This window comes from Pseudomonas sp. R37(2017) (assembly GCF_002113375.1).
In the GTDB taxonomy this organism is placed as follows: Bacteria; Pseudomonadota; Gammaproteobacteria; order Pseudomonadales; family Pseudomonadaceae; genus Aquipseudomonas.
This window is the reverse complement of record NZ_NEHO01000020.1, coordinates 14,238-36,353: the sequence shown is the minus strand read 5'-3', so window position 1 is coordinate 36,353 and position 22,116 is coordinate 14,238. Positions and strand designations below refer to the sequence as shown.

Here is a 22,116-nt window from a genome sequence, read left to right as displayed (position 1 = left end):
AGACACGCCTGATGAGCGAGCTTTTTTACAACGCTGTGCCGAACGCGACCCGCGTCGCCCCGCCACCGCCCGAGCCTCGGCAATACCCCAGCGAGAAACCCTCGCGGGTCTATCTGTTCGGCACCTGCGTGGTCGATTTGTTCTACCCCGAAGCCGGGATGGACGCGATCCACCTGCTGGAGCGCGAAGGCATTCGTGTCGAATACCCGCAAGGGCAAAGCTGCTGCGGACAACCGGCCTACACCTCGGGTTACACCGAGCAGGCGCGGACCGTGGCGCGCTCGCAACTGGCGCTGTTTGCCGGGGATTATCCGGTGGTGGTGCCGTCGGGTTCTTGTGCCGGGATGTTGCGCGAACACTATGCCGACTTGTTCAAGGACGAGCCGCAGACGTTGAAACAGGTTGAGGCGCTGGCTGCCAGAACCTACGAACTGTCCGAGTTCCTGCTGTTTGTCTGCAAGGTGCAACTCAAGGACCACGGCGAACCGGTGAAAGTGGCGCTGCACACCTCGTGTTCGGCACGCCGCGAAATGAACACCCACCTGCACGGCCGCGAGTTGTTGGCGCAGTTGAGCAATGTGGAGCGGGTCAATCACGATCACGAAAGTGAGTGCTGTGGCTTTGGTGGGACATTCAGCGTCCGTATGCCAGACATTTCCGGCGCGATGGTGGCTGACAAGACCCGGGCGTTGAAGCAATCCGGCGCGCACAAGGTGTTGAGTGCCGACTGCGGCTGTTTGATGAACATCAACGGCTCGCTGGAAAAACAGCAGGAAGCGTTACGCGGTCAGCATCTGGCCAGCTTCCTCTGGCAGCGTACCGGAGGTGCCCGATGAGCACTTCCGCGATTATTCCTACGGTCGCCGTAGAAGAAGATTTCCGCACCCGCGCCCACAATGCGCTGGGTGATGCGCAATTGCGAGGCAACTTTCGCAAGGCGATGGATTCACTGATGAGCAAACGGGCCGCGGCGTTCAGCGATGCCCATGAAAGAGAACATTTGCGCGCGCTGGGCAATGCCGTCCGCGCCCGTGCGTTATCCAAGTTGCCCGAGCTGCTCGAACAACTTGAACAGAACCTGACCCGCAACGGTGTGACAGTGCACTGGGCGGAAACGGTGGACGAGGCCAACGGCATCGTCCTCTCGATCATCCGCGCTCACGAGGGGCGGCAAGTGATCAAGGGCAAATCGATGGTCAGCGAAGAAATGGAGATGAACCACTTCCTCGCTGACCGGGGCATTGAATGCCTGGAATCGGACATGGGCGAGTACATCGTCCAGCTCGACCACGAGAAGCCTTCACACATCATCATGCCGGCAATCCACAAGAACGCCGGTCAGGTCGCGTCCTTGTTCCACGACAAACTTGGGGTGGAATACACCAAGGACGTTGACCAACTCATTCAGATCGGTCGCAAGGTCTTGCGACAGAAATTCTTCGAAGCGGACATCGGCGTCTCCGGTGTCAACTTCGCCGTGGCCGAAACCGGGACTCTGCTGCTGGTGGAAAACGAAGGCAACGGCCGCATGACCACCACCGTGCCACCCGTGCACATCGCCGTCACCGGTATCGAAAAAGTCGTGGAAAACCTGCGCGATGTGGTGCCGCTTCTGTCGCTGCTGACCCGCTCGGCCCTGGGCATCCCGATCACCACCTACGTCAACATGATCTCCGGTCCACGCAAGGAGCATGAGCTCGACGGTCCGCAGGAAGTGCATCTCGTACTGCTCGACAACGGCCGCAGCCAGGCCTTTGCCGACAGCGAATTGCGCCAGACCCTGAACTGCATCCGCTGCGGCGCCTGTATGAATCACTGCCCGGTGTACACCCGAATCGGCGGTCATGCCTATGGGGAAGTCTACCCAGGCCCTATCGGAAAAATCGTCACCCCGCACATGGTGGGCCTGGCTAAGGTCCCGGATCACCCGAGCGCTTCATCGCTGTGCGGTGCCTGCGGGGAAGTCTGCCCGGTGAAAATTCCGATTCCTTCATTGTTGCGCCGTTTGCGCGAAGAAAACGTCAAGGCCCCGGACAGCCCCCATCAAGTGATGCGCGGCCAGGGCAGCAAGTATTCGCGCAAGGAACGATTCATCTGGAACGCCTGGGCGAAGCTCAACAGTTCGCCGACGCTGTATCGCGTCTTTGGCTTCTTCGCCACCCGTTTGCGCGCCCTCACGCCGAGCAATGTCGGGCCGTGGACGCAAAACCACAGCGCACCGAAACCCGCCGCCCGCTCACTGCATGACATGGCCCGCGAGCACTTGGCCAAACAGGGAGACCGCTGATGAGCGCCAAGCAAAATATCCTCGCCAAACTGCGTAAAAGTCTGACAGGAACCACACCAGTGGCTGACAACTTTGATGTCGACCTGGTGACCCAGCCTTACACCTACGCACCTGAACAACGCATTCCACAACTGCGCAAATTGATGGAGGCGGTGCACACGGAAATCCATTTGACGTCCGGCGAAGAGTGGCCGGCGCTGTTAGCGCAATTGCTGCGCGAGCGCCAGTTGCCAAGCCTGCTGATCGCACCGACCACGCCCCACGGTCAACGGATCACACAGCACTGGGCGAAAAATTCCGGTCTGCCGGTGCTCAAGGCTTACGACCGCCCGGTCGAAGAATGGAAAGCCGAACTGTTCAACGACACTCCGGCCAGCCTCACCGGCACCCTCGGCGCCATCGCTGCGACCGGCAGCCTGATCCTGTGGCCGACACGAGAAGAGCCACGCTTGATGAGCCTCGCGCCACCGGTACATTTCGCCCTGCTCAAGGCCAGTGAAATCCGCGACAACTTCTATCAGGTGCAACAGGAATTTGAATGGGCCCAGGGCATGCCGACCAATGCGTTGCTGGTGTCCGGCCCGTCGAAGACCGCCGACATCGAACAAGTCCTGGCATACGGCGCCCACGGTCCGAAGGACCTGGTGGTGCTGATTCTGGAGGACCAATGAGTCTACCGGCCGCTTTCCTGCGTGATGTACAGCATCTGATTCCTCAAGAGCGACGTTTCGACGACCCGTTGTCGACCCTCGCCTTCGGCACCGATGCCAGTTTCTATCGTTTGATTCCGCAACTGGTGATCCGTGTCGAGGCCGAAGACGAAGTAGTGGCGCTGCTGAAACTGGCGCAGCGCGATCAAGTCCCGGTGACCTTTCGCGCCGCCGGCACCAGCCTGTCCGGCCAGGCCATCAGCGATTCGGTGCTGATCGTGCTTGGGGATAACTGGAATGGCCGCGAGATCCGCGGCCAAGGCACGCAAATCCGCCTGCAACCGGGCGTGATCGGTGCCCAGGCCAACGCCTGGCTGGCGCCTTTCGGACGCAAGATCGGCCCGGACCCGGCGTCGATCAACGCCTGCAAAATCGGTGGAATCGTCGCCAACAACGCCAGCGGCATGTGCTGTGGCACGGCACAAAATACCTATCACACCCTGGCCGGCATTCGACTGGTACTGGCCGATGGCAGTCGTCTCGATACTGAAGATGCCGCCAGTGTCGCGGCGTTTCGTCAAAGCCACGCCGACCTGCTGGAGCGTCTGGCGACCCTGGGGCGTGAGACCCGGGCAAACACCGAACTGGCTGCGAGAATCCGCCACAAATACCGTCTGAAAAATACCACCGGCCTGTCGCTCAATGCCCTGGTCGATTTCGACGAGCCTGTGGATATCTTGAGCCACTTGCTGGTGGGCTCCGAGGGCACGCTCGGGTTCATCAGTGCAGTGACCTATGACACCGTGATCGACCACCCGAACAAAGCCTCGGCCCTGATTGTGTTTCCGGATGTCGAGACCTGCTGCAACGCGGTCACCGTACTGAAAAGCCAGCCGGTGTCGGCTGTGGAACTGCTGGACCGGCGCAGCCTGCGTTCAGTGCAGGACAAACCCGGCATGCCGCCTTTCGTACAGCATCTGTCGAACAATGCCTGCGCCTTGCTGATCGAGTCCCGTGCCGCGTCGTCCAGCTTGCTCCATGAACAACTGGCGCAGATCATGGCGTCGCTGAACGCGTTCCCGGTGGAAAAGCAGGTCGACTTCACCGAAGACCCGCAGGAAAACGCCCGTCTCTGGGCCATCCGCAAGGACACCTTCCCTGCCGTCGGCGCCGTGCGCAAGACCGGCACCACTGTGATCATCGAAGACGTCACGTTCCCGGTCGAACAACTGGCCATCGGCGTCAACCGCCTGATCGAACTGTTCGACAAACATCACTACGACGAAGCGATCCTTTTCGGACACGCGCTGGAAGGCAATCTGCACTTCGTCTTCACCCAAGGCTTCAACAACGCGCAAGAAGTCGCACGTTATCAGGCGTTCATGGATGACGTGGCGCAACTGGTGGCAGTGGAATTCGGTGGTTCGCTGAAAGCCGAACACGGCACCGGGCGCAACATGGCGCCGTTCGTCGAACTGGAATGGGGCAGCGATGCCTACCAGTTGATGTGGCAACTCAAGCGCTTGCTCGACCCCGACGGCATTCTCAACCCGGATGTGGTGCTCAGCGAAGATCCACAGATCCACCTCAAGCACCTCAAGCCCTTGCCGGCCGCCGACGAGATTGTGGACAAGTGCATCGAATGCGGCTTCTGCGAACCGGTCTGCCCGTCGAAAGGCCTGACCCTGAGCCCACGCCAACGCATCGTGATCTGGCGCGACATTCAGGCGAGAAAACGCGCCGGCATCGACACCAGCGAACTCGAAGCCGCCTACGAATACCAGGGCATCGATACCTGCGCCGCCACCGGCCTGTGCGCGCAACGTTGTCCTGTAGGCATCAATACCGGCGAACTGGTGAAAAAACTGCGCAGCCGCAAGGCAACGCATACGAAAACCGCCAACTGGCTTGAAGGAAATTTCGCCACGGCCCTGCAAGGCGCGCGCTTTACCCTGCACGTGGCCAACGGCGCCCGAATGCTGTTGGGGGCACCGCGGCTGGCAAAGCTTTCCGCTACCGTGAGCAAGCTGTCCAAAGGGCAAATCCCGCAGTGGACCAACGCCATGCCCCAGCCTGAACGGCCGATTCGCATCAGTCCGGCGATCAACGATGAGCGCCCGCGGGTGGTGTACCTGGCCGCGTGCGTATCACGGGCCATGGGGCCGGCAGCAGGCGATACGGAACAAATGTCGCTGCACGACAAGACCCGAGGCCTGCTGGAAAAGGCCGGCTACCAGGTGGTTTTCCCGGACAACCTCGACAACCTGTGCTGTGGTCAGCCGTTCGCGTCCAAAGGCTACGCCGAGCAAGCCGAGCACAAACGCCAAGAGTTGCTTGGCGCCTTGCTGCACGCCAGTCGCGGCGGGCTTGACCCGATCTACTGCGACACCAGCCCGTGCACCTTGCGCCTGGTCCAGGACATGGGCGAAACCCGTCTGGACCTGTACGACCCGGTGCGCTTCATTCGCACGCACTTGATGGATCGCCTCGACTTCACACCGCAGGAAGCGCCGGTTGCGGTGCACGTCACGTGCAGCACCCAGCACCTCGGCGAAAGTCAGGCGCTGATCGATCTGGCGCGCAAATGCAGTAAAAACGTGGTCATCCCTGAAGGCATCCACTGCTGTGGCTTCGCTGGCGACAAGGGTTTCACCACGCCGCAGTTGAATGCCCATTCGCTGCGCACGCTCAAGGACGCGGTGCAACAATGCAGCGAAGGCATTTCCACCAGCCGCACCTGTGAGATCGGTTTGACGCAACATGGCGGCATTGACTACCACGGACTAGTCTATCTGGTGGACCGCGTTACCCAGGCTAGGGTGCCCTGATAGCAGGATCTACTGGAAGGTGCATCGATGCACCTTCCTTGACATCCCTACATTTCGGAATCGACAGCTCTACAGCAAAAAGCAGAACCCTGATGTGCCACCGCAGTCCACTGATCAAGTCTCGCCAATGCGGGACCTTCCCAAAACTCGGTAGACCGATTTGATGGCCAGCAATGCTGGTCCTTCAGTTCAAGGAGAAACACATGAATCGTTCGGTACTGTTAGGTTTGTTCGTTACTGCTTCCATCATGGCTTCCACTTCGTACGCTGCAGAAGACCTTTGCGCGGTCAACCTGAAAACCATCGAAAACGGCAAGGCACAGATTCCTCCAGAAATGACTGACCAGGTAAAAGCCTCCGTCGAACAAGCCAAAGCCGACCAGGCAAAAGGTACCAAGGAAGGTACTGATGATTGCATCGCCGAGACCAACGACATCATCAAGGCCGTCACCGACTCGAAAAAAGGCGGGAAGTAACTCGGCTCATGGCCGAACTTCGGGCTGGCCTTCCGCCCCCCGTTGGCATGCATCAATAACGCAGTACTGGCAGCCGGGAGTTCAAAGCCCGGCTGCACCAGATTCGAAGCAAACCAAAACCCGCCAGTGGCGGGTTTTGTTGCATCTGGGGTATGGAGAGGTGCAACACATTTTCTGAAAAAAACGAATTCTTGCGTTGAATCGGAGTCTTTGAGGTAGGCCCCTCAGCTCAAGGAGCTATCAATGAAACGCACCACACTCGCAGGCCTGTTCATTTCCGCGGTCATGTTGGCCTCTCCTGTATTTGCCGCGGACAACAACCTGTGTACAAGCAAACTGCAAGAACTCAAAGGCAAAGTGAATGCGCTGCCGGCGACCGCCACGAACACCGCCATGGAGATCAAACGACTGATGTCCAGCGCCGAAGCCTCACAAGCCTCCGGCGACGACAGAAAATGCGTCACCGAGACCACCCAGGCACTGGCACTCGCGGACAAACAGAGCAACGAACCAACCCCATGATCGGTGATAGCGAACCTTCGGGTTGGCCTTCTGGGTCACGTTGACGTACACTGTGCAGGCTTGTTGCTCACTTGATTCACAGAGCGCCAGGCTCGGGGCCGTTTTGGATTCGACGCCGGTTGCGAAACTTTAGGTGCATGCCGAGTTGGTAACAGAACTCGTAAATCCACTGTTGCAACTTCCTATAGTTGCCAATGACGAAACCTACGGGGAATACGCTCTCGCTGCGTAAGCAGCCTTAGCCCTTCCCTCCTGGTACCTTCGGGTCCAGCAATCATCAGGGGATGTCTGTAAACCCAAAGTGATTGTCATATAGAACAGAATCGCCGTGCAGTACGTTGTGGACGAAGCGGCTAAAACTTACACAACTCGCCCAAAGCACCCTGCCCGTCGGGTCGCTGAGGGTTAACTTAATAGACACGGCTACGCATGTAGTACCGACAGCGGAGTACTGGCGGACGGGGGTTCAATTCCCCCCGGCTCCACCAAATGATCAAAAAAAGACGTCCATGGACGTCTTTTTTTGTGCCTCGAGGCCACGAAATACAGGGCTTTCAGCGCTTCCGAGTTTTTTTGGCATCCGCCGAGTTCTGACCGTTCAGGTATTCCATGTCGTATTCCTGCGGCTTGGGGGCTAATCTCTGGAATACCAAAATAGCGCCTGAGGTAGATCTCATGCCTGCTCCAGCCCTGCGACTATCCGACCGACAACTGAAGGGAGTCAAACTGAACTGGCCCAAGGATTTTGTCCTCACAGACGGTGACCGTTTGCAGCTTCGCGTGCGTAGCAACGGCTCCCTTTTGTGGAATTTCAATTACCGCGAACCGGTGACCAAAAGCGTATCAACATCGGCTTCGGGACCTACCCTGAGCTACCCTTGGCGAACGCTCGGAAAAAGGACGTCGAGGCCCGCGAACTGCTTGCCCAGGGCATCGACCCCAAGGTGCATTGCAATACCATCAATGAAGCCAGGCGCGCCGAAACCGAGCATACCTTCGAGAACGTCGCCCTCGCCTAGCTCGAGCTCAAGAAGGACTCAGTCACCCCCGCCTACGCCGAAGACATTTGGCACTCGCTCACGCTGCACGTGCTGCCGAGCCTGAAGAAAACCCCACTGATAAAAGTCACCGCACCAATGGTGATCGAGTTGCTTCGGCCACTCGAAGCCAAGGGCAGCTTGGAAACGGTGAAGCGGGTTACCCAGCGGCTCAACGAGATCATGACCTACGGGGTTAACTCCGGGTTGATCTTCGCCAACCCGCTCAGCGGCATTCGTGCGGTGTTCAAAAAGCCCAAGAAAGAAAACATGGCAGCGCTTCCACCCGAAGAGCTTCCTAAGTTGATGATGGAAATCGCCAATGCCAGCATCAAGCGCATCACCCGCTGTTTGCTCGAATGGCAACTCCACACCATGACCCCGCCCGCCGAAGCGGCCACCACACAGTGGACCGATATCGACGTCGATAAAGCTCTGTGGGTCATCCCCGCCGAGCGTATGAAAAAGCGCCGACCCCATGCGATCCCGCTCACAGACCAGGCGCTTGCGTTGCTGACCACGGTCCGCCCACTCAGCGGCAACCGTGAATACGTGTTTCCCTCTGACCGGGATCCCCGTACCCACGCCAACAGCCAGACAGCGAACATGGCGCTCAAAAGGATGGGCTTCCAGGATCGGCTCGTCAGCCACGGGCTGCGCTCGATGGCCAGCACCATCCTCAACGAGCAAGGTTGGGACCCCGAACTGATCGAGGTCGCGCTGGCGCATGTAGATAAGGATGAGGTGCGCAGCGCGTATAACCGGGCGGGTTACATCGAGCGCCGACGACCGATGATGGTCTGGTGGAGTGAGTACATTCAGAAAGCGGCAACCGGCAACCTCTCGACCAGCGCGATCAATGTGGCGCGGGATCGCGTGGTACCGATCCGGTAACGCTGCGGCAGCAGTACCAAAGGGCACGCCGTCAGGCTCACTGGCGGCAGTGGCCTACTCATCTTGCTCTAGGCCTCTCCGGCTCAGCCCTTGGATATAGCGAGGCTTCGCATCCCCATACGCGCTGCGGCCATGATTCAGTTGGCTCGAGCCACTGGGATGCGGTTGTGCGAGACCATATTGGCTGATTTACCCCTGTTAATCCGGGAGGCTGAAAGGCTCGGCACGATCAACATCCAGGAAGGCACAAAGGGTGGCCGAGGTGGTGCTTCATCGCCGCGATGGGTTGGGGTGGATGGACATATTAGGGATGCGCTGACGTTTGCGGCAAAGGTGACGCCGACGGGGAGCCGCAACATGATTGCGCCGAACGAGTGCTACGCGAATGTATTGCAGCGGGTAGCCGGGGCATCGCGGCACATCCTGCATAAAAAACTCCGTGAAAGGCTTTCATGAATTGCGCGCGGCTTATGCCTGTGAACGCTACGAGCAGATTACCCAACATCCTGCGCCTGCTAATGGCGGTCGTTGCTATGCCATCAATCCGCGCTTGGACCGGGAGGTTCGAATACAGATCAGCTATGAGCTCGGGCATGGTCGGATCGATGTAGCCTCCTACATTGGGGGCGGGTATGACCAAGACGTTTGATATGGAGGCTTTCTTGAGTGGGGTGTTGACTGGATCGCATGCGACGCGGCAGCGGCATTTGCGGCAGGCGGGAGTTATCCAGGCTGCTATAGCTGAGCGGCGGCATCAGGGGACGCCTTGGGGCTGGAGGAGGAAGCATCTGGAGTGGTTTCTCAAGCATCACCTAGAGCAGCACAGCAAGGACACGCGATGTTACTACCTGCTCACCGTTAGATTGATCGTTCGAGGTCTAAAGGCGTCATGGGTTTCGGACTTTAGGCTGAGACAGCTCCCTTCCCAGACCCGCTGCACTCGCCCCATAGTCGTCCATGGTGTAGGACAGTTCACGGCGTAAAGCAGACATTTCGTGCGAATCACTATAGGGGAGATTCACTCGATTTGTGCAGATGCTCCATACCCACATCAGCACGTTGCCATTTTAGCCAAGTAAGTGCGATAGTCTACATTTGCCTATGAGTGCTAACGAAAATAAGTATCTGGCATAGAAAAATTCTACCCCGTTCAACAGGATAATTGTCATGACCTCCAGCGCCCGTTCCTTCCGTGACCTCGTAACAGATGCACATGATGGAAAGTTAAAGCTTCCGGCTTTTCAGAGAGGATGGCGCTGGAGAACAGACAAAGTAATTAAACTTTTTGACTCTCTTCGCCAGGGTTACCCTATTGGTGCTCTGCTTTTTTTAAAAGGTGAAAACGAGTTACTTGCCCCGAGAACGTTTGAGGGAGCATGTGTTCAGGCCCCGGATAAAGACGCCGACTTTCTTGTATTGGATGGCCAGCAGCGGCTTACCGCTGGGATTCATCTTTTGTATGCCACCGGACCGAGGCAATACTATATTCACCTGGATCGCCTTCTCGAGATTTGCAACACAAAAAAAATAAACTTTGAAAACAAGGATGAAGTAATTAAATTTGTTCATGATCTCGACGAAACGGACAGTTACCTCATTGCTAGGCAGCGCACGAATGATCCTCGCTCGCTATTGGTGAAGAGACACTTGCTATGCACATCGATACTGGCAGACTCGACGGAATTAAATTTAGCCATCCTCGACTACCTTCAAGCTTATCCTGAGCGAACCAATTTTGCCTATCGCCTAATCGTACCTTTTTTCAGCCTAGCAAAAACTGACACTGTTCCGGTAATCGAGATTGAATCCGCCACTCAAATTGAATCTATCAGTCGAATATTCACAACCTTAAACACAACAGGCCAAATGCTCACACCCTTTGAACTTGTAGTATCGATTCTATACCCTAAGGATATTGACCTATCTCAGGAAATAAAAGACTTTCGCGAACAGGGCAAATACTATGAAAACATGGACAGCACTGGTGAAATACTTTTACAAACAATTGCCATGCTAGGTGGGAAGGAACCTAAGAAGGCAAACCTACCAAAAACAATGAACGCTGAACTTTATACAACCCATAAAGAGCCAGCATATAATGCTCTTGAAGCATTAGGCCGTTTTCTAACGGACAACCTCGGCGCCGCATTAGATTCTAAGGGGGTAGACATGGTTCCTTATGACGCTATCTACGCACCAATGGCGCTAGCCTTAAAAGAAATCAATAGCCGAAACCTCAAAGGTTTAGAAAAAACAAACGCAGAAAAGAAGTTGGCGCGCTGGTATGTTGGATCTGCGCTATCCCAAAGATATCAAGAAGGCGTTCACAACAAACAAGTTCGCGACTACGAAGACTTCAAGCTTTGGCTTGATGACGATTCATCTTCTCCGCCCTGGATAACTGAAGTTACTATACCTAGACTTTTACGGCACTCACCTAACGGCGCTATTGGAAAGCTGATTCGAGGGCTCATCAACTCCCGAAGCCCGAAAGACCCAGTATCATCAAACGGTATTGGCTTTCGCCCGGGCGCCTTCCAAACGGAAAAACATCACATTTTTCCGAAAAAATATCTTCCGACAATTTCAGGATGGAATAAGGGAGACCAGGGTGACGTGATACTGAATCTAATGTTTTTAGAGTCTGAGACTAATAGACGATGGATCAATGGAAATCCTTCGGATCACATCAGAGAAGCTGGCAAGAGTCAAAACGACGTAATAATTTCCGAAAATTATAGACTTCAATTTATCGAACGTAGCGCATTCGATGTTCTTAAGAGGCCTACAAAATCAAAAACGGATTTTGACGAATTTATCATTCTTCGAGAAAAGTCAATTCAAGACCATATCGCTGCGTCCTTCAGCTTCACAATCAATGGAACTGAAGAAACAATCGATATCAATGAAGAACAGGAAGACTGACCAAATTTACTTTGGTATATGGGACACCCCATATACCAACACTAGCATCACCACGAAAACCTTGAAATATCGATTGCAAACTCTGGACTGACGCTGTTAATAGCTCCTGTATTCGCTTCGTATCTGTATCGAGTTAAAAATCTGACCATCTAGAGTCGTTTACACACAGCAACGCCCCGTTCAAGCAATGAGTCTAGCATTCTTTAAATATTCCAAACAGAAAAGGACTCAAGAAATTCAGCCCAATCCTGTCCTGACTTAGGGAGTATTTAAAAGCAAATACCCTAGGCTCTGTACGTAACTCGTCGATAACCGACGAATCACCCGTAGCTCCCAGTTTTTCGTAGAGTCGCCCATCACTCCCAACACAATGAACCCAGTAAGGGTCGATCGATATGATCTCTCGGCGATACGTGGGACACGGTTGCTGATTTGTTCGTTGGCCATACGCGAAGGGGCCGACTTCGTAGCAACGACAGAGAGATGCAAAACACCGCTTTGTGGGTGCTGTGCTCCGGTGCCCCATAGCGCGATATGCTAAACGAGTTCGGGCCATGGTCCAGTGTGTATCAGCGCTATCGTGATTGGAGCAATCTGCACGTATTCGACCAAATGCTGAAGCGGTTGCAGATCTAGCTCAATGAAAACAGACAAATCGACCTGAAGACCTGGATGATCGATTCCACGGCGGTACGCGTCCACCTTCTAGACGGTGCCCATCCGCCCAACGATCGCGGACGGCCACGTAAGCGCGCAAATGGCAACACGCGGACAAAGGTTATGACGCAGCAGCTCTGCGGCAGTACTACGACCGCTATCGAATGATAGTCGGTCATCCCGTTGTGAGAAATGAAGTGCAAGGCAAAATCGGGGCTTCCTCGATTCTTCGACAAGCCCAAGTACGCGCAGCGGAACATCATCGAGCGAATGTACGGATGGCTAAAGGAAATTTCCGCCCTACCACCCGCTATGACACGCTGGCCGGGAGCTTTGTAGTGATGGTTTCGCTTACTTGTTCGCTGCGGTGCTTAAAGCAACCGATTACATACAGAGCCTAGGGAAGGTCTTCAAATAACCCTGCATACAAGCGACGTCAACCTGCCGAAGCGTATGGCAGCGCAGATTGTGCTGTGACGCGTTAGGCGGTTAGAAGAACCTCCTGAACTTCCGATACGTCGAGCGACGGCAGGCTGCCGACATTAATGCTGTACCTAATGCCGGTCACACCGAGTGGCGGCACGTAGTCATCGGGGAGCCTGGGGAAGTTGCCGGCAACTTCAAAGACATGGACATCGCGAAATGTGAACCGGAGAAGGGCGCCTGTCTGTCGTAGGCCCTCGTGCCAGCCGAGTTGTGCCAAGCGCGAATCGAAAACATCTAGCGCACGCCCATCGGATACCAGCTTCTCCCGAATTTCATCGACGCGGTCTGCCAGCGTTTCATCGCCGCCCAGACTGCGCTCCAGCATGACGCTGACAAACAGGAGGCGCTTGCTGGCGGGCGCTTTCAGCTGATCGAGACGGGATATTTCGTGCTTCGGTTCCAATCGCGTGGTGGTTTTCACTTCGACGTGGACGCCCTGTCCGATGAAATCATGACGTTCACCTTCAGGCCCGCTCCAAAGGTGGCTGACACGCGGTCCGATGGTCGGGAGCAACACATTGGACAGCACCCAGAGCTCGCCGAATAGACCGATCTGCTCTGCCGCGCTCAGGTCAAGTGCGAGCGGGCGCAATGCCGCACGCATGTCGTCGATGATGCGTTCAACCGAGACAGCAGGATCGCGGCCTTCAATGCAGATAGCGTGGAGGACCTTGTTGGCTACCAGCGTAAGTAGCTCTTCGTGGTGGCTGCGTGCGGAAACGTCCAGCCAAGTCTGTCCACCTTCCAGGATGCGGACCTGAAGGCTCTGCAGGTCCGGCGGCAGGTTTTGCGGGGCGACATCGATGGCCAGCAGCAGGTGCAAGCGTCCGTCGTCTGACACTCCGATCAGCGCTGCTTCCAGGTCTTCGGCCGCCTGTTCGTAGATGTCCTCGTGCGGAAGTCGCTGCTCGCGCAGACTTGCCCAGCGGTCTTGTGTGATCTCAACCATTGCGTACCCCACGGTTCACGACAAGCCGTTGTTCGCCGTCCGCAGTGCGGGGCAGCGAAAGCGCGAGGCCCAGCACTGCCTGTGTTGGCGCGCGGAGAGGTTCGGGATCCAGGGGGTAGAGCAGGAGCAGGCCCTGATGCGCAGGTCGGTCCTCGCGCATTGCCCGTGCATTGAAGCCTGAGCCAGCGCGGTAGTTCTCCGGTCCGCCATGCAGATCGACACCTTCATGGCGTGGATCGATCAGGATGCCGATCGACTCGTTGGCCTGCAAAGAGCGTCGAACAAGGCCGAAAGGCCTTCCACCCAGGAGTACCTGTCGTTCCCGCTGCGGGTTGGCTACGAACACGGTCCAGTTCGTCAGCTCTCCCGCTTCGGCTCGCTCCAGGATCCAGTCGGCAATCTCTGCACCCTGAAATGCAATGCTGTTCGGGTGCCCTTCATAACGCCTCAGGAACAGTGCGATGTCCTCGGCCGGCACATCGTGTGCTATGGCGCCGCCGTGTGCATCCTGTGTCGGGGGGTGCTGTCGTAGCAGGGCGGACGCCAAGTCCAAGTTCCGTTCCAGCAGTTCCCGGTCCTGCATGGGAAACAGGATCGTCTGCGGGTTTTCGCCAGACCATGACCGTGCATCATCCGTCTGCATCCTGCTCTTGTTCTTGCTGGTGAGCAGGAGCTTTGAATGGGCGCGCATCCGGATGGCCATCTGGTCAGGCCTGCGGCCGGCCTTGTTCAGTGCCGTGATGGAGTCACGCAGGGACTCTTCGACCAGCGCCAACTCCACAAACCACTGAGCGATGCCTTCGGTTGTCCAGATGCGGATCAGGTCTTCATAGCCTGTCCTGAAACCATACCAGCGGGCCATCTGCAGCAGAGCGTCCGCCAGCGTTGTGGTGCGCAGAAAGTAGGCGATCGTCAGTCCCTCAAGCGTCAATCCGCGCGACAGCCGATTGCCGCCCACTGCAACGAGCTGCCGTCCAGGCTTGGCGTCGTATTCCAGTTCGTCGCCCGTCGTGCTGTTGAGCACAACGACGACCAGACGAGCCAGGTTCGTCACTGCCTCTTCCAGTAGAACCTCTTCGCTGCAAGGCATATCTACCGGTCCCAGCCCTGCGAGCGTTGACCGGAACATCTGTTTGAGCACGCCAGGTTCGGCGTTTTCATGATGGAACCAGTTGCGGATCTGTTCCTCGATCGCCTCTCCAATGCGCAACTGGTCCTGCTGGAGCTGGGATACGTGCACCAGCATCGTGTTCGGCTTACCCACCTGGCCGCGCTGCAGTCTGATGGCGCCGGCAAGTGCAAAGGTCAGGAGGGCATCGGCGAGCGACTGGGGAAGATCCAGCGGTCCCCGGGCGACAATCGCCTCGCTCCTTTTGCGCTGCTTCGGCTTCAGGGCCTTCACATCTGCCGCGTCTACAGGGCGCAGTACATCGCGGCCCTGCGAGCTGACGCCGAAAAGCTCTTCCGTTCCCGTGTAGCCGTCCGGCCGCGGAAGCTGCACGACGAAGTCCTTGGGGAACAGGTCTTCGCCGACCTGGCTGTCACTGCCGTCTGGGTCGATGAGGATATTGGCGAATGGCGTAGCCGTGTAGGCGATGTATGTGGCCCGCGGAATCTTTCTGAGAATGTCGCGAATCAGGGCGTTGGTCAGTGACGGGGCCGTGTCGTCATCCGGTTCGGTGTCAGTGTCGATACTGGGGTCGCGCCGATTTCCGCGTGTATTGATGGAAGCCTGATCGGCTTCGTCATCGATGAGAAGAACCGGTACATCAGCGAGCCGGCCTTCGAGTTTGCCGAACCACTGGTTGAGCCGTTTCAGGATCGGCGTGATCTTCTTCGCGACAATCAGGACGGTACCGGTCGATGCGAATCCATCGGCCACCTCCGGCTCACGAAAGTCTGAAGCCTCATCGGTCAGCGTGATCCAGTCGACGCCGGTCCCGGTCAGCTCTAGATCCAGGCGCTTCTGCGTCTGGTTCCGCAGTGAATCGTGAATGCCTGAAAGAACGATGATCAGGCGGTAGCCGACATCGGCTGCGCGCGCTGCCACAGCCGTGAAGTTGGCGGTCTTGCCGGACTGAACGTAGCCGACGACCAGACCGCGGCACTGGAATTCCGGGCGACCTACCGGTGTGGTCTTCGAGATGATCCGCAGTGACTCTTCAGCGACCGACGCAATCTGGTGCGGCTTCCATTTGGGCTGGGCCCGCAGATAGGCTTCATGCCGGGACCAATTGGTCCATGCGGTTGCATCGGTCCACAGGGCCAGCCTGGGCTTCAGTGTAAGGGGAAGCGGAAGCCGGGACTCCATCAGACCTTGTCCGTCAGCTGGTCCGGGACTCCGGCCGTCTCCAATGCGCGAAGGAATTCAGACAGGGCCGTCTTGGCCTCGGCATCCTTTTCGATGAGCTGCACGAGCGTCACCAGCGTCGGCATCAGCGGGGTGACCTCGACTTCCTCCCCCTTGAACCCGGTCTTGCGTTGCCATGGCTTGTCGCCGCTGCTGACAAGGCGGATTGAAGTTCTGTCCTTCTTTGCAGCCGGGGCCGGAGCAGGTGCCGCCACGGGAGTACCTCCCGCTGCTGTCGTTGGAGGCAAGAAGCCGCCTGGCGCTGGCGTGCCGGCCGGCGACACAGTCTTGCCGCCTCCTTTCGAAGTCGGCGCAGCTTTTTCCTTCTTGTTGTACCGAAGGCGGGCTGCTGCGCGAGGGGTCTTTAGCAGGTCTCCGAGGGGCTTGGTGATCGCAAAGGGCAGGCGAATGAGCTGCTTGCTGATATCTACCTGCAACTGCTCATCTGCCAGCCTGTCGAAGTCGATTGCGACACGAATCAGCTTGGTGTGCTCATCCTTGGCGAAGAGATCTTCCCAGCCGCCCCATTTGATGAGGCGGTCAAGTCGATAGAAGTACAGGCCCTGAGCATCGTTTGCGCGGCCATTCAGGGAGTGGCGGTCGCGTTCGACGCGTTGTTCCAGCGGCGGCAGATCCTTGATGTATTCGTCGAACTCTTCCTCGTTTGGCGTGACATACGCACGAACATAGAGGGCAGGCGTTTTGTCCGGAGAAGCGCCGGGAAGCTCGATGCGATGCTGGTCGTACTCTTTAGTCAGCGGGTGCCCCATGGGATTGTTGGCACGCAGAACGTCATCGTTCAACCGGATGACGACCTTCTCGCGCCCGCGCGCCTTGCCTTCAAGGTACCGGTGGAAGACCAGTTCGAGGTGTGACTTGATGGCCGCGAGTTCCTGCGCGTAGGGAGAATCTGCCCTACCTCTCGAAGGCTCCATCGAGGGGCGCATCTGCGTGAGCAGCACGGCCGTGCCCGAGTCGCCGATGTCCACTGCCGAGACATGCTCGGGAGCTACCGGGTCGCTCAGAAGCGCCCAGCGGCGCGTCTTGGCAAGATGGTCCTTGTCCCAGGTGAGTGTCGTGCTCTCGTTTCCGGCAGCTTTCGATACGACCGTCAGTCGATCGGCCTGGGACCAGGCCGCACCCTTCAGCCCATAGCCGAACTTGCCCAGATCGCCGTCGTCATATTCACGCTGGTGCCCGATCTTCATGGCGTCGCGCAGACCCGATGGAGTCATGCCCGTGCCGTCGTCGCGAATGCACATCCACCGGCCGCCCGCATTGGGATTCGGAAAGGTGATGTCGATCTCCCGAGCGCCATGCGACAGGCTGTTGTCCACCAGATCGGCTACGGCGCTGGGCAAGCTGTGCCCGGCACGTGCCAGGATCTTGAAGAGACCGAGCGGGTCCGGTGCTGCGTCATCGTCGTTGCGGTTGTTGTCGTTTTCTTTTTGTGACGTCACGGACACTGTTTCTGCCTCCTTGAATAGGTGCGGGAAGTGATCCGAGAGCACTGCCTGGCAGTGCTGGCCTTCCTCACCGTACAACGCAATCATTGCGGATTTACCGAGCTGGGCACTCTCACCATGGCCCAGGATCGAAGAGCGGGCTGGGTGGTCTGCCGGGATGACAACCCAGGATGCATTGGCCGGGGTGCTCGAGGCGTCAACTACCATCGCGAACAGGACGCCTGGGTCGACGAAACTGTAGAAGGAGCTTTTCGGGCAATCGCCTTCGAATCTCCAATTTTTGTGCTGTCGCTTGAGCCATGAAGCAATCTCAACCACGGTACCTTCGTCTTCGAGACGCCGGCAGGTGATTGCGATGGTGTCCGGGTTCTCTGCTGAAGGAAAAACCTTGCCGACGACGTCCCAGTCGAAGTTGATGGAGCGCTGTTTGGCGCGTTCCTTCCCCTGGCGGCGGTACTCATGAAACATGCCGAGTTCGGAATGAGTAAGCAGTCGGAGAATGGTGAACTTCACTTCCTGCCCTCTGTCGTCCTGATTTGTGATTGCTCCAAATCGAACAATGCTACACGCATGTCCTGTGTCTCCGGTGCCCCCAGGCACTCCCGCATTCCACGAGCGATGGCATAGGCAAATAGTGGTGGCACGGCGTTGCCAATCTGCTTGAATGCCGGGTTCATCGATCCTTTGAAAACGAAGCCGTCAGGGAATGACTGGAGCCGCGCAGCCTCACGGACGGTGATGGTGCGTGCCTGTTTCGAGTCGAAGTGGATGTGGGAATAAGAGTCCTTGCCGAGGTGCGCCATCAGCGTACGTACCGGGGCATCGGCTCGGAGCTTCCACCACTTGTTCGGAAACTTTCCCGGGTCATACGGGATGCGCCAGGACATGATGTACGTGCTGACGTCTGCGTTTCTCGGGTCGGTGGGCAAACCGAGTCTCCTGCGGTCGGCAAGCCAGTTCGCAATTTTCTGCTCTACATAGGCATGCACCTGCGGGTACTCCCAGCCAGGCTGAATCTCGGCGAAGATCTTGTAGTCGCGCGGAAGATACCGGAAAACATGGCCAGTCGTAGACTTGGTCGTAAATCCGTGCCACTCCCGCATCAGGCGTGAATAGGCAGTCGACGGCTTGTTTGCTGTGTACTCGACAGGCTCTGACGGGTCCTTCGCCCCGCGACGAATGGCACCCGAGCGAAGCATTTCTTCGGCGTACAGGTGCGGGAGATCGGCCAGCGCATCAGAGGCCGATGTGGCAGCGGGAGAGTCGGGAGCTGGATCGGGAATCCAGCGGTGGTGCGCCGAGCCTTCGGCTTTGATAACTCGCCTCGCAGCATTCTTGGAGCTGGTGTAGCCGGATGGCAGAACCAAATGGTGCGTTGGCACCGGGAATCTTGGCTTGATGCCGGTCGAACGATGGAAGCCGACCAGAATCATGCGCTCCCGCATCTGCGGAACGCCATACCAGACGGAATTCAGCAGCGTGTAAGCTACGTCGTAGCCTTCTTCGGCAAGGCTTTTGGAAACGAGCTCGGCAACGTTGGTGCCGCCATGGTTCAGGATGTCTGGAACGTTCTCCATCAGAAGCGCAACAGGCTTTGTCGCCCGGATGAATGCGACGTAGCGCTCCCACAGGCTGACCCGTCCATCCACCAGGAAGGCTTGATCTGCGGTCACCTCTTCGCGCAGGCGGGCCTGCTCGCGGAGCTTAGCCCGGCCTACACGGGCGAACGCCTGACAGGGTGGCCCGCCGACGAGGACATCGATCTGACGGTCCGTGGCGCCCTGAAGCCCGAGATCGCCGAAGACGGTGTCAGCGGTTTCGGTTACCGCGTCGCGCGGGGCGTGGTGCGCTTCCTTGTCACCCCCAACCGAGCGCGAGCCGAAGTTGGCTCCGTGCGACTTCGCAGCCCACGGGTCCATTTCGATCGATGCGACTGGTGTAAATCCGGCGGTCAGGAAGCCAAGGGATATGCCGCCACAGCCTGCAAACATGTCCATGTAGCGGATTTCGCCGCCTTCCTGAATACGCTGCAGCTTGCTGCGGATCAGCTCGTCATCTGGGTTAGAGGCACGGGAATTCTTGCCAGTCGAGGGGGACAGGTCTGCAGCCGGGGTAATGGGCTGTTCGTAGGTATTGCTGGGCTGCGATTTGCGCAGCTCGGTTTGGATGGACATCCGGTATCTCTCATAGGGAACATGCGCCAAGACCAGCTGCACGGAGCGCGGAAGGACGGCGGCTCAGGCCTGCTCATACCACGCGGCGCAGCCCGGCTTTACGAATCGTCAACCGGGCGCCAAATGTTACATCGTGTCAGAGTGTAATGAAAACGCCGCGAGGTGTCGCCTGCGCAGGCTGCGTGAACCTTCATAATTAGCCAGCCTCAACCGGCGAAAGAGTGCCCTTAGCCTCAAGGTTTCACGGGCAACGGGGTCCATCTCGACCTAAACGACGATATCCAGTCGCTTACCATTGCCTCAAGAGGCTAAGCCTTCGCCCAGCCCTCCGGGACCTGCGAAGAAATCCACGATTTAAATTGGCTCGCGAAGCGGAATAGTTTTTCCAAGGAGGTATCCTGCTACAGGGGCAAGCTCATCTGGGGGTTGTTCATGGACATAGTCAGCAGAGAAGTCAGGACTCGAATGATGGCGGGCATCCGCGGCAGAGATACATTGCCAGAGATGAAGGTCAGGAAGCTGCTTCATCGGCAAGGCTTCAGGTATCGCTTGCATCAGCGAAATCTTCCAGGCAAACCCGATGTCGTACTCCCTCGCCACCGTGTCTGCATCTTCGTTCATGGTTGCTTCTGGCACAGGCATCCGGGCTGCAGATATGCCACGATCCCAAAGACCCACGAGGATTTTTGGCAAACGAAATTCGATCAGAACGTGAAGCGTGACATCAGGAACCGAGAGGAACTGCTCAGGTCAGGCTGGCGAGTGATCGAGCTCTGGGAGTGCGGAATACGCGGACCGGAAGCGGGGATGAACTGGCTTCTGGAAACGATACCGGACAGTACCCAAAAATACGTATCTTGGCCCAATTTCTCCGACCTACTCGTCCCCAGCGATCGGCTTACAGTAAACTGAGCCTATCGGCTTTCGACACTCGATTTCCAAGCACTCCAAAAGACTCTTCAAAGCAGTCTGTCGCGGGTGACGCGCAACGATCTACAGCAACTCTTCACCAGCGATGGCTAACGTTTTCACGACTATTTGCTTGGTAGGTTCAATCCCGACGGCTTAAGGGGCAGAGCTCAAGTTGCACCGTCCATCGGAATCCAAATCACGCAGCGTTCCAACTGGTATTCCAAGCTAGGTAATCCATTAATTATTTACCAATAAAACAGATAGATACCTATTGGTTTCAGTTTACCCCGGCCCACCAATTGAAACACCAACGAAGCCCGCCCAGTACGGGCTTCGCTGTATCTGGAGTTTCAAAGGTTGCTACGGATTGATGTTGATCCTGATCGCCAGCCACGCTCGGGCTCCCGAATCGCATGACCAACACCAACGATCAGTACTTGATATCCCGAGCTGTACGACGGGTATCCTGCTTGGTGCTGCGCTTGTCCTGGCGGCACTCCACGTTGCTCTTGTCGTTGCCCTTTCTGCATTGATCCTTGGCTTGCCTGGCAGCGGAGCGCCCTTCCTGCCGGGTATCGCGAGCTTCTCGCCGTTGCTCTCCCTGCTCGGTCGCGAAGGCGGGCAGCGTCACCCACTGCACGCCAGCGGCGATGAGCAGCATTGCCAGGGCTTTTAAGTAGTGCTTGCGAATCATGATTTTTCTCCAAGGCTACATCGCTCGGTCGCTTCGTTCGCCCTCGGGAATTCAGCGAAAACGTGCATTACATCGTACGCTCACGGCTCACAAACGCACTTTGTAGCGCGTGAAATCTGACGATAGGAGCACATGGGCAGCCGCGCAATGGTCGATATGTGCAGGGTTGCAAGTTGGACATCGGTAACAACCAGGCTTTGCAACTGGCCTGCCGGCGAAGCCTGCAGCGAGACTATCCAGAGTATTGTGCACCCACACTTGCCCATATCATGATCATCTGCCGAGAAACTCATGCGCCAAGCCCTCCTGATCATCGACGTACAGCCCAGCTTCGCCCCGCCGCAATGGCTGATCGACGGCATCCAGACACTCATCGGCACCCTGCCCAGTGTCGCCACGGTCGAGCGTCACGACGAGTCCATCACCCCTTTCGAAAAACAGCTCGGCTGGCACCCTGCACCGGACGATGACAGCCTGATCCCTGCCGACCGCGTCTTTATCAAGCACGGCTACGCGCCCACAGCGGAAACCATCGACTACCTGAAAAGCCTGAACGTCGAGCGCGTGTTGGTGTGCGGTCTGCAGACCGAGACCTGCTGCCTCGCGGCGGGGTTTGCGCTGTTTGATGCGGGTATGCAACCGACGCTGATCACGGATTTGACGGTGGGGTCGTCACTGGACCGGACGGGCGAGTTGGGGGTCAGGCTTTGGAAACATCATTTCAAGCACACGGTGAAATCAAGTGACCTTTGATCGGTGCAACGACTTCACCGCGTCCTAGGACATTTCCTGCAACACGCATCGCCTTT

The 22,116-nt window shown here is 57.3% G+C and carries 14 protein-coding genes, 1 other RNA gene and 3 pseudogenes; 13 read left to right on the top strand and 5 right to left on the bottom strand.

Features of this window, described 5'->3' with window-relative positions; translation table 11 throughout:
* Window positions 1-11 precede the first annotated feature (11 nt).
* From CAG47_RS24105 to CAG47_RS24050, 11 genes and pseudogenes are all read left to right on the top strand, one after another.
* Window positions 12-836, top strand: a complete 825-nt coding sequence (locus tag CAG47_RS24105) for a (Fe-S)-binding protein (RefSeq protein ID WP_085728067.1) — start codon at window positions 12-14, stop codon at window positions 834-836.
* A complete protein-coding gene (locus tag CAG47_RS24100; protein ID WP_085728065.1) occupies window positions 833-2,287 on the top strand; it encodes a LutB/LldF family L-lactate oxidation iron-sulfur protein in 1,455 nt (484 codons plus the stop codon). The genes CAG47_RS24105 and CAG47_RS24100 overlap by 4 nt, the downstream gene beginning before the upstream one ends.
* Window positions 2,287-2,958: a lactate utilization protein gene (locus CAG47_RS24095; protein WP_085728063.1), complete on the top strand. Its 672-nt coding sequence runs from the start codon at window positions 2,287-2,289 to the stop codon at window positions 2,956-2,958. The genes CAG47_RS24100 and CAG47_RS24095 overlap by 1 nt, the downstream gene beginning before the upstream one ends.
* A complete protein-coding gene (locus CAG47_RS24090; protein ID WP_085728061.1) occupies window positions 2,955-5,765 on the top strand; it encodes an FAD-binding and (Fe-S)-binding domain-containing protein in 2,811 nt (936 codons plus the stop codon). The genes CAG47_RS24095 and CAG47_RS24090 overlap by 4 nt, the downstream gene beginning before the upstream one ends.
* A gap of 203 nt (window positions 5,766-5,968) precedes the next feature.
* Window positions 5,969-6,241, top strand: a complete 273-nt coding sequence (locus CAG47_RS24085; RefSeq protein WP_085728059.1) for a hypothetical protein — start codon at window positions 5,969-5,971, stop codon at window positions 6,239-6,241.
* Window positions 6,242-6,484: 243 nt separating this feature from the next.
* Complete coding sequence (locus CAG47_RS24080) at window positions 6,485-6,763, top strand: hypothetical protein (RefSeq protein ID WP_085728056.1); 279 nt, start codon at window positions 6,485-6,487, stop codon at window positions 6,761-6,763.
* A gap of 94 nt (window positions 6,764-6,857) precedes the next feature.
* Window positions 6,858-7,251: a transfer-messenger RNA gene (gene ssrA / locus CAG47_RS24075) on the top strand.
* 187 nt (window positions 7,252-7,438) lie between these two features.
* Window positions 7,439-8,694: pseudogene (locus CAG47_RS24070) on the top strand (integrase domain-containing protein).
* Between the two features lie 120 nt (window positions 8,695-8,814).
* Window positions 8,815-9,343 (top strand): annotated as a pseudogene (locus tag CAG47_RS29115) (integrase); the annotation flags it as partial.
* A 518-nt stretch (window positions 9,344-9,861) separates the two neighbouring features.
* Complete coding sequence (locus CAG47_RS24055; protein WP_085728054.1) at window positions 9,862-11,619, top strand: DUF262 domain-containing protein; 1,758 nt, start codon at window positions 9,862-9,864, stop codon at window positions 11,617-11,619.
* 432 nt (window positions 11,620-12,051) lie between these two features.
* Window positions 12,052-12,677 (top strand): annotated as a pseudogene (locus tag CAG47_RS24050) (transposase).
* 80 nt (window positions 12,678-12,757) lie between these two features.
* Here CAG47_RS24050 and CAG47_RS24045 read toward each other — a convergent pair.
* From CAG47_RS24045 to CAG47_RS24030, 4 genes are read right to left on the bottom strand one after another with little or no spacing between them, the layout of a single operon-like run.
* Window positions 12,758-13,711 (bottom strand): PD-(D/E)XK motif protein, encoded by a 954-nt coding sequence (locus CAG47_RS24045; RefSeq protein WP_085728052.1) that lies wholly within the window; start codon window positions 13,709-13,711, stop codon window positions 12,758-12,760.
* Window positions 13,704-16,022, bottom strand: a complete 2,319-nt coding sequence (locus tag CAG47_RS24040; RefSeq protein ID WP_085728050.1) for a Z1 domain-containing protein — start codon at window positions 16,020-16,022, stop codon at window positions 13,704-13,706. The genes CAG47_RS24045 and CAG47_RS24040 overlap by 8 nt, the downstream gene beginning before the upstream one ends.
* Window positions 16,022-18,040, bottom strand: coding sequence for an ATP-binding protein (locus CAG47_RS24035; RefSeq protein ID WP_256577528.1), 2,019 nt, complete (start codon window positions 18,038-18,040; stop codon window positions 16,022-16,024). Before CAG47_RS24035 ends, CAG47_RS24040 begins: the two co-directional genes overlap by 1 nt.
* Window positions 18,037-19,701: a DNA cytosine methyltransferase gene (locus tag CAG47_RS24030; RefSeq protein WP_085728047.1), complete on the bottom strand. Its 1,665-nt coding sequence runs from the start codon at window positions 19,699-19,701 to the stop codon at window positions 18,037-18,039. The genes CAG47_RS24035 and CAG47_RS24030 overlap by 4 nt, the downstream gene beginning before the upstream one ends.
* Window positions 19,702-20,133: 432 nt before the next feature.
* Between CAG47_RS24030 and CAG47_RS24025 the strand changes: the two genes are divergently transcribed.
* On the top strand, window positions 20,134-20,613 hold the full coding sequence (locus CAG47_RS24025; protein ID WP_085728165.1) for a very short patch repair endonuclease: 480 nt from the start codon (window positions 20,134-20,136) through the stop codon (window positions 20,611-20,613).
* Window positions 20,614-21,043: 430 nt separating this feature from the next.
* On the opposite strand, the gene CAG47_RS24020 is transcribed toward CAG47_RS24025, so the two are convergent.
* Window positions 21,044-21,307, bottom strand: coding sequence for a hypothetical protein (locus tag CAG47_RS24020; RefSeq protein ID WP_085728045.1), 264 nt, complete (start codon window positions 21,305-21,307; stop codon window positions 21,044-21,046).
* Between the two features lie 291 nt (window positions 21,308-21,598).
* Here CAG47_RS24020 and CAG47_RS24015 point away from each other — a divergent pair, with 291 nt between their 5' ends.
* On the top strand, window positions 21,599-22,060 hold the full coding sequence (locus CAG47_RS24015) for a cysteine hydrolase family protein (protein ID WP_085728043.1): 462 nt from the start codon (window positions 21,599-21,601) through the stop codon (window positions 22,058-22,060).
* The last annotated feature ends 56 nt before the right edge of the window (window positions 22,061-22,116 follow it).